Origin of the sequence: Nocardiopsis protaetiae (genome assembly GCF_045446735.1) — a bacterium.
GTDB lineage: Bacteria > Actinomycetota > Actinomycetes > Streptosporangiales > Streptosporangiaceae > Nocardiopsis > Nocardiopsis protaetiae.
Genome location: NZ_JBJJBV010000295.1, coordinates 1 through 7940, shown reverse-complemented (window position 1 = coordinate 7940; position 7940 = coordinate 1). Strand labels below are relative to the sequence as shown.

Genomic DNA, 7940 nt, shown 5'->3' with positions numbered 1-7940 from the left:
CCCGGAAGGGCCGGATCTACGTCGAGGGCGCCCACGACGCCGAGCTCGTCGAGAAGGTGTGGGGGCACGACCTGCGCGTGGAGGGGGTGGCCGTCGAGTTCCTGGAGGGGGTCGACGACCTGCCCGCGATCGTGGCGGAGTTCACCCCCGGCCCGGGGCGGCGCCTGGGGGTGCTGGTCGACCACCTGGTGCCGGGGTCCAAGGAGTCGCGGATCGCCGAACGCGTGCGGGGCGCGGACGTCCTGGTGGCGGGCCACCCCTACGTGGACGTGTGGCAGGCGGTGCGCCCTGCCGTGGTGGGCGTCCGCGCCTGGCCCGAGGTGCCCAGGGGGGTCCCCTGGAAGGAGGGGGTCCTGGAGGCGCTGGGCTGGCGGATGAGCACGGGTGAGGCGTGGCGCCGGATCCTGGGGTCTGTGCGTACCTATGCTGACCTGGAGCCGTCCCTGTCGGGTCGGGTGGAGGAACTGATCGACTTCGTCACCGGCCCGCACGGCCCCTGACCCCCCTTGCGCCTAGGATTTGAACCGGACACGAGGCCCGGTTTCTGCCTCCGGTCGTCGGTACAGCCCGGTAGACACGAGATAGCGCCCCTCACCAGCGGAGCCAAGGAAGAGCATGAGCGAGACCCCGACGAACCCCCCGTCCCCGGAGGACCCGAACCAGGGTCCGCCCTCCGGCGAGCAGGTGCCGCCCCAGGGCCACGAACACCAGGGCGGGCAGGCACAGCAGGCACAGCCGCAGTACGGTGAGCAGCCGCAGGCCCCGTCCCCCTACTCTCCCGAGTACGGGCAGCGGCACGGTGGTCAGCAGTACGGCGGCCAGGCGCAGCCGCCGTCCGGTGGCCAGCCGGGCTACGGCCAGTACGGCGAGCAGTACGGTCAGCCCTCCGGCGCACAGCCCGGCTATGGGCAGCAGGGTTACGAACAGCACGGCGCGCAGCCCTCCGGCGGGCAGGACCAGCCGCAGGGCTATGGGCAGCACGGCGGCCAGGCGCAGCCGCCGTCCGGTGGACAGCCCGCCTACGGTCAGCCGTCCGGCGCGCAGCCGGGCTACGGCCAGCCTTCGGGCGCCCAGCAGGGTTACGGCCAGCATGGTGAGCAGTACGGCGGCCAGCCCCAGCAGGCACAGCCGCAGTACGGCGAGCAGCCGTCCGGCGGGCAGCAGGGTTACGGTCAGCAGGGCGGCCAGCCCTCCGGCGCCCAGCCCGCCTACGGGCAGCCTTCGGGGGGCCAGCCCTCCTACGGCCAGCCCTCCGGCGGGCAGCCGGGGCACGAGCAATACGGCGGCCAGCCCCAGCAGGCGCAGCCGCAGTACGGACAGCCCCAGCAGCCCCCGGCGCAGTACGGCCAGGGCCAGCCCGGCTTCGCTCCGGCGCCCGGCGCCCAGCCCTACGGGCAGCAGCCCCAGCAGGCGCAGTACGGCGACCAGGGCCGGTACGGCCAGCAGCCCCAGGCCCCGCAAACGCAGTACGGTGTCCCTCAGGGACAGCCCCAGCAGCCTCACCAGGGGCAGCAGGCGCAGCCGCAGTACGGACAGCCGCAACCCGGTGTCCCCGGCGCCACGGCGGCCCAGGGCGGCGACAACGAGGTCCTGGTCGCGATGCTCGCCCACCTGTCCGGCTTCATCATCGCCTGCCTGGGCTGGATCCCCCCGCTGGCGATCTACTTCGCCAAGCGCAATACTTCGCCGTACGTGCGCCACCACGCCTCCGAGGCGGCGAACTTCCAGATCACGCTGCTCATCCCGTACATCTTCGCCGGGGTGGTCTTCATCGGTCTGGGTATCTTCTTCCCGATCCTGTCGTGGATCGGTTCCCTCCTGATCGCCCTGATCTGGATCGTTTCGATCGTGTTCGGCGTCCTAGGTGCTAACGGAGCCAACAAGGGAGCGTGGTACCGCTACCCGATCAGCATCCGTCTGCTCAAGTGACCGACCGCACGCACGAACGCACCCGTCCCTAAGGAACCCGACATGTCGTATCCCAACACTCCACCGCCGGAAGACCCCTACGGCCAGAACCCGCAGCAGGGCGGCCAGGGCCAGTCCGGTGGCTACCCGGCCCCCGGTCAGCAGAACCCCTCCGGCGGCTACCCGCCCCCGGGGCAGCAGAACCCCTCGGGCGGCTACCCCGCCCCCGGTTACCAGGACCCGGGCCAGCAGCAGCCCGGCTATCAGAACCCCGGCTACCAGGACCCCTCCGGCGGCTACCCGCCGCCCGGTGCCCAGCAGCCCGGCGGCTACCCGCCCCCGGGCGGGTACCAGGACCAGACCGGCGGCTACCAGGCGGCCGGCTACCCGCAGGGCGGCTACGGCGCCCAGCAGCCGGGTTCGGCCACGGGCGCCCCGCCCAGCGCGGACGAGCGGCAGTTCGGCCTGTTCGCCCACCTGGGCGGCGGCCTGCTCGGCTTCATCGTCCCGTTGATCATCTACTTGATCAAGCGCGACGAGTCGCCCTTCGTCCGCGACCAGTCGGCGCAGGCGCTCAACTTCCAGCTGCTGATCCTCATCGGCTACGTGGTCTCCTGGGTCCTGATGTTCGTCTTCATCGGGGCCATCACCTGGTTCCTGTGCTGGGTCGCCGCCGTCGTCTTCGGCATCCTGGGCGGCGTGGCCGCCAACAAGGGCGAGTGGTACCGCTACCCGTTCAACGTCTCCTGGATCAAGTAGCGGCCTGATCCGCGAACGCCGCGAGGGGCCCGGTCGTCGGACCGGGCCCCTCGTCGTGTGTGCGGGGTGGGTTCGGGCGCCCGCGCGAGCGTGCGCCCGGCTCAGGTGAGGTCGCGGACCACCGCGTCGGCCAGCAGCCGCCCCCGGCGGGTGAGCACGGCGCGGCCCGCGCGGTGCGCGTCGGCGTCCAGCAGGCCTTCGGCGACGGCGCGGGCGGCGGCCTCGCGCCCGTGGGGTTCGAGCAGTTCCAGCGGGCAGCCCTGCTCCACGCGCAGTTCCAGCAGCACCCGCTCGAAGCGGCGCTCCTCGGCGGTGAGCGCCTCGCGGGCCTGGGCGGGGCTGGAGCCCTGGGCCAGGCGGGCGGCGTAGGCGGCCGGGTGCTTGACGTTCCACCAGCGGGTGCCGCCCACGTGGCCGTGCGCGCCGGGGCCCACGCCCCACCAGTGGGCGCCGGTCCAGTAGAGCATGTTGTGCCTGCTGCGGCCCTGGGGGGTGCGCGCCCAGTTGGACACCTCGTAGGGGGCGAACCCGGCCCCGGCGAGCACCGTGTCGGCCATGAGGTAGCGGTCGGCCATGGTGTCGTCGTCGGGTTCGGCCAGCTCGCCGCGGCGCACCCGGGCGGCCAGGCGGGTGCCCTCCTCCACGATGAGGGAGTAGGCGGAGACGTGGTCGGGTCCGGCGGCCACGGCGGCCTCCAGGGAGGCCCGCCAGTCGTCGTCGCTCTCGCCGGGGGTGCCGTAGATGAGGTCGAGGTTGACGTGCTCGAACCCGGCCTCGCGGGCCCAGGCCACGCACTGCTCGGGGCGGCCGGGGGTGTGGCCGCGCTCCAGGACGCGCAGGACGTGCGCGCGGGCGCTCTGCATGCCGAACGACACCCGGGTGAACCCGGCCTCGCGCAGGCGGGCCAGGTACTCGGGGGTGACGGTCTCGGGGTTGGCCTCGGTGGTGACCTCCGCGCCGGGTTCGAGGCCGAACCGGTCGGCGATGGCGGCGAGGATGCGGCCCAGGTCCTCGGCGGCCAGCAGGGTGGGGGTGCCCCCGCCCACGAACACGGTGCTCACCTGGGGCCGGGGGCCGGTCAGGACCCGGTCGGCCAGGGCGATCTCGGCGATGGCCTGGTCGGCGTAGGTGTCGCGGGAGGCGACCGCCGTTCCGTCGCGGGAGACGAGCTCCTCGGCGGTGTAGGTGTTGAAGTCGCAGTAGCCGCAGCGGGTGACGCAGAAGGGCACGTGGACGTAGAACCCGAGCGGCCGGTCGCCGAGTTCGGCGAGGGAGGCCTCCGGCAGGTCGCCGGTGCGCGGTACGGGTTCGCCGTCGAGGGCAACGGAAGGCATGTACCCAGTGTCACCGACCCGCGTGTGTGCCCGGTCCGCCCCGGCGGGCCGGGAGATCCCGCTCACAGGGGCGGGCGTCCGGGGGCTGTGACCAGGGCGCGCGCCGAACGTCCCGAACCGCCGGGACCGACGGCGGCGGGACCGGTCCGACGGACCCTCCGCACGGCGGGGCGCAGGGGGTTGTCTTGTTAGTGGAAGAAGCCGTTCAGGCCCCCGCCGAAAGGACACGAGATGTCCGACGCGACACTCCCCCGGACCATCCCCGACAACGACACCCCCCTCATCGGTTCCCCCGCCGCCCGGTACGTGTTCGCGCTGACCCGGCTCGCCATCGGCTGGACCTTCCTGTGGGCCTTCGTGGACAAGCTCTTCGGCCTGGGGTTCGCCACCCCGGCGGAGGGGGCCTGGATCGCCGGGGGCAGCCCCACGGCCGGGTTCCTCGGCAACGCCGTCAGCGGCCCGCTGGCCGGGGTCTTCGGCTCCTTCGCGGGCGCGACCTGGGCTGACGCGCTGTTCATGATCGGCCTGGCCGGGATCGGCGCGGCCCTGCTGCTGGGAGTGGGCGAGCGGGTCGCCGCCGCCTCCGGCGCCCTGCTGCTGGTGCTCATGTGGGCGGCGGTGCTGCCGCCCGCCAACAACCCGTTCATGGACGACCACATCGTCATGGCCCTGATCCTGGTGGGGCTGGCGCTGGTCCGGTCGGCCGACACCCTGGGGCTGGGCCGGTGGTGGGGCGGCACCGCCCTGGTCCGCCGGTTCCCGGCGCTGCGCTGACCGCCCCCTGAAGCAGGCCCCTCCCGCTCCGCCCTGGGAGGGGCCTCCCCGCGTTCCCGGGGCGGCCACAGTGCACCACCGGCCCCGGAGCACGGCGGCCCGCGCCTGTCGGGCGTCCGGCCACGCCCCTCACCCACGCGCCGACGGGCGAGCGCCTGCCACCCCTGGCCCTCACCCACGGGCAGGCGAAAGCGGTATCCGTCAGGGACCGATCCCGGCGCTTCGCGCGCCCGCCTCCACGGGCGGGGGCCGGAGCGCCGTGCCCGCCCCGGCGGCCGGGCCCGACAGCGCGGAGGGTCCACACCTCGGGGCCCGGTGCCTGTGGCACCGGGCCCCGGGGGTCAGGTTTCTAGAGAGCGGAGCCCTGGACGGCCGCGTCGTCGCGGGTGCGGGCGCTGCCCGACCCGGCGCCGGGGGCGATGCCGGTGGAGCCGCGCACGACCAGTTCGGGGCCGAACACGAACTCGGTGTGGGAGACGGGGTGTCCGGCGATCTCGTCGCACAGCGCCCGGGCGGCGGCCAGCGCCATGGCGTGCACCGGCTGGCGCACGGTGGTCAGCGGCGGGTCGGTGAACGCGATGAGCTGGGAGTCGTCGTAGCCCACCACGGAGAAGTCGCGGGGGACGCGCAGCCCGCGCTGGCGGGCCGCCCGGATGGCGCCCAGCGCCATCATGTCGGAGCCGCACACCATCGCGGTGACGCCGCGGTCGATGAGCCGGGTGGCGGCGGCGTGGCCGCCCTCCACGCCGAACAGCGACAGCTCCACCAGGTCGGACCCGTCCAGGCCGTGGTCGCGCAGCGCCGCGTGGTAGCCCTCCAGCTTGCGGCGCACCGGGACGTAGCGCTCGGGGCCGCTGGTGAACCCGATGCGGGTGTGCCCCAGGGCGACGAGGTGGTCGACGGCCAGGCGTCCGGCCTCGCGGTCGTCGCAGGAGATGAACGCCGCCGGGATCTCCTGGGCGAACCCGTTGACCAGGACGATGGGCAGCCGCCGGGAGACGAGGGAGCGGTAGCGCTCGTGGGAGGCGGTGGTGTCGGCGTGTTTGCCCGAGACGAAGAGGATCCCCGAGACGTTGCGCTCCAGGAGGAGCTCGACGTACTCGTCCTCCGTTATTCCGCCGGGGGTCTGCGTGCACAGGACGGGCGTGTAGCCGCGCTGGGCCAGCGCCCCCTCGGCCGCCTGGGCGAACATCGGGAAGACGGGGTTGTCCAGTTCGGGGATGACCATGCCCACGAGCCCGGCGGAGCGCTGGCGCAGCCGGGCGGGGCGTTCGTATCCGAGAACGTCCAGCGCGGTCAGGACGGCCTTGCGGGTTTCGCTGCCAACGCCCGGTTTGTCGTTGAGCACCCGCGAGACGGTCGCCTCGCTGACACCTGCGTGCCGCGCGATGTCGGCAAGTCGTGGACCCATGGGGGCAACTCTAGTCGAGATGGCCGTCACATGGTTGAAAGTTGGCGGTAACCTTGCGCAAGAACTTGCAGCCACCGACCGGGAAGGACCCCCATGATGACCTCTGAGTCGCACTGGTGGCGCGACGCGGCCATCTACCAGATCTATGTCCGCAGCTTCGCCGACGCGAACGGCGACGGCGAGGGCGACCTCGCCGGCATCCGCGAGCGCCTACCCCACCTGGCCGAACTCGGCGTGGACGCGATCTGGTTGACCCCCTTCTACGTGTCCCCGCTGGCCGACGGCGGCTACGACGTGGCGGACTACCGCGACGTCGACCCCCGGTTCGGCACCCTCGGGGACTTCGACGCGCTGCTGGAGGCGGCGCACGGCCTGGGAATCCGCGTGATCATCGACGTGGTCCCCAACCACACCTCCTCCGCGCACCGGTGGTTCCGCGAGGCCGTGGCGGCCGAGCCCGGCGACCCCGCCCGCTCCCGGTACATCTTCCGGGACGGCAAGGGCCCCGACGGCGAGCAGCCGCCCAACAACTGGAAGTCGATCTTCGGCGGGGCGGCCTGGACCCGGCTCAAGCGCCCGGACGGCACCCCCGAGCAGTGGTACCTGCACCTGTTCGACGCCGAGCAGCCCGACCTGGACTGGACGGACCAGGAGGTGCACGACGAGTTCGACGACGTGCTGCGCTTCTGGCTGGACCGGGGCGTGGACGGGTTCCGCATCGACGTCGCGCACGGCATGGTCAAGGACCCGGCGCTGCCCGACATCGCCGAGGACGCCAAGGCGGACCTGCTCGACGGCAGCACCTCGCTGCCGTACTTCGACCAGGACGGCGTGCACGACATCTACCGGCGCTGGGCGGCGATCGCCGCCTCCTACCCGGGCGAGCGCACGATGGTCGCCGAGGCGTGGGTGGAGGACGCCGCGCGGGTGGCCCGCTACCTGCGGCCCGACGAGCTGCACCAGGCGTTCAACTTCGAGTACCTGACCGCCCCGTGGGACGCGGCGCGGCTGCGCGAGGTGATCGACGGCTCCCTGGCGGCCAACGGCGCCGTGGGCGCGACCACCACGTGGGTGCTGTCCAACCACGATGTGACCCGCCACGTCACCCGGTTCGGCGGCGGGGAGCAGGGGCTGCGCCGGGCGCGGGCGGCCACGCTGCTGATGCTGGCGCTGCCCGGCTCGGTGTACCTGTACCAGGGCGAGGAGCTGGGCCTGCCGGAGGTCACCGACCTGCCGGAGGACGCGCTCCAGGACCCGACCTGGGAGCGTTCGGGCCGCACCGAGCGGGGCCGCGACGGCTGCCGGGTGCCGCTGCCGTGGGAGGCGGGCGAGGCGCCGTTCGGGTTCGGTCCCGCGGGTTCCACCCCGTGGCTGCCGGTGCCGCAGGGCTGGGGCGCGCTGGCGCGCGACGCCCAGCGCGGGGTGGAGGGCTCCACGCTGGAGCTGTACACCCGGGCGCTGGGGCTGCGCAGGGAGCTGGAGGCGCTCGGCGACGGGGCGATGACCTGGCTGGACGCCCCCGAGGGCGTGCTGTTCTTCGAGCGCGAGCCGGGTGTGCGGGTGGCGGTCAACCTCGGCGCGGAGCCGGCGGAGGTGGCCACCGGCGGCGAGGTGCTGCTGGCCAGCGGTGCGGTCGCCGCCCCGGCCGGGGGTGTGCTGTCCCTGCCGGGTGAGACCGCGGTGTGGCTGCGCGCCTGATCCGTTCGCGGCAGGACTGCTCCGTTCATGGAGTGCACCGGCGGCCGGGCGTCCTC

The 7940-nt window shown here is 73.7% G+C and carries 8 protein-coding genes; 5 read left to right on the top strand and 3 right to left on the bottom strand.

All coding sequences use genetic code 11. The features are described from left to right. A partial coding sequence (locus ACJOT3_RS29675; RefSeq protein ID WP_406976438.1) for a DUF3097 family protein occupies nucleotides 1–500 on the top strand: 500 nt, incomplete at its 5' end. Nucleotides 501–591: 91 nt separating this feature from the next. Here the strand turns inward: ACJOT3_RS29675 and ACJOT3_RS29670 are convergent. Continuing rightward, nucleotides 592–1611 carry a hypothetical protein gene (locus ACJOT3_RS29670; protein WP_406976437.1) on the bottom strand — a complete coding sequence of 340 codons (1020 nt, stop codon included), beginning with the start codon at nucleotides 1609–1611 and terminating at the stop codon, nucleotides 592–594. Here ACJOT3_RS29670 and ACJOT3_RS29665 point away from each other — a divergent pair. Continuing rightward, the gene (locus tag ACJOT3_RS29665; RefSeq protein WP_406976436.1) at nucleotides 1600–1929 is read left to right on the top strand and encodes a DUF4870 domain-containing protein; all 330 of its coding nucleotides are present in this window, start codon (nucleotides 1600–1602) and stop codon (nucleotides 1927–1929) included. The genes ACJOT3_RS29670 and ACJOT3_RS29665 overlap by 12 nt on opposite strands. Before the next feature lie 42 nt (nucleotides 1930–1971). Further along, nucleotides 1972–2667 carry a DUF4870 domain-containing protein gene (locus ACJOT3_RS29660; protein ID WP_406976435.1) on the top strand — a complete coding sequence of 232 codons (696 nt, stop codon included), beginning with the start codon at nucleotides 1972–1974 and terminating at the stop codon, nucleotides 2665–2667. 101 nt (nucleotides 2668–2768) lie between these two features. Here ACJOT3_RS29660 and hemW read toward each other — a convergent pair whose 3' ends face one another. Next, nucleotides 2769–4001: a radical SAM family heme chaperone HemW gene (gene hemW / locus ACJOT3_RS29655; RefSeq protein ID WP_406976434.1), complete on the bottom strand. Its 1233-nt coding sequence runs from the start codon at nucleotides 3999–4001 to the stop codon at nucleotides 2769–2771. Nucleotides 4002–4232: 231 nt separating this feature from the next. Between hemW and ACJOT3_RS29650 the strand changes: the two genes are divergently transcribed. Continuing rightward, the gene (locus ACJOT3_RS29650) at nucleotides 4233–4775 is read left to right on the top strand and encodes a hypothetical protein (RefSeq protein WP_406976433.1); all 543 of its coding nucleotides are present in this window, start codon (nucleotides 4233–4235) and stop codon (nucleotides 4773–4775) included. A 349-nt stretch (nucleotides 4776–5124) separates the two neighbouring features. Here ACJOT3_RS29650 and ACJOT3_RS29645 read toward each other — a convergent pair whose 3' ends face one another. After that, a complete protein-coding gene (locus ACJOT3_RS29645; RefSeq protein ID WP_406976432.1) occupies nucleotides 5125–6186 on the bottom strand; it encodes a LacI family DNA-binding transcriptional regulator in 1062 nt (353 codons plus the stop codon). A gap of 96 nt (nucleotides 6187–6282) precedes the next feature. On the opposite strand from ACJOT3_RS29645, the gene ACJOT3_RS29640 reads away from it, so the two are divergent. Next, the gene (locus tag ACJOT3_RS29640; protein ID WP_406976439.1) at nucleotides 6283–7884 is read left to right on the top strand and encodes a glycoside hydrolase family 13 protein; all 1602 of its coding nucleotides are present in this window, start codon (nucleotides 6283–6285) and stop codon (nucleotides 7882–7884) included. The last annotated feature ends 56 nt before the right edge of the window (nucleotides 7885–7940 follow it).